This is a genomic window from Methylobacterium sp. A54F (assembly GCF_053346035.1).
This window is the reverse complement of sequence record NZ_JBKFBF010000175.1, coordinates 1-294: the sequence shown is the minus strand read 5'-3', so window position 1 is coordinate 294 and position 294 is coordinate 1. Positions and strand designations below refer to the sequence as shown.

The following is a 294-nucleotide window of genomic DNA, read 5'->3' as shown; positions in this document are numbered from 1 at the left end:
CATCATGCCGAGCGAATCGCCGGTGGCGCGGTCGATGAAGCCGGCCGCCGAGATGCGGGCACCGCGGATCATGTTGCCGCCGCCGTCCACCAGGGCGATCTCGATCCCGGTCTCCATGGTGCGGGCGATGTCCTCGGCGAGGCCCGCGAGCGTCGGGGGATGCAACCAGTAGCCGCCCGGGGCGGCGAGCGCCTCGCCGGAGAGCTTCACGAGGACGCGGCGGAACGGCGTCGTCTCCGGCATGGGCCACCCCCTCGTCACCGGCCCGAACACGCCGGCCTCGACTCGAAACGC

At 72.8% G+C, this 294-nt stretch carries 1 pseudogene; it reads right to left on the bottom strand.

The features are described from left to right. Positions 1-243 (bottom strand): annotated as a pseudogene (pyrH, locus tag ACLBXP_RS25845) (UMP kinase); the annotation flags it as partial. Between the last annotated feature and the right edge of the window lie 51 nt (positions 244-294).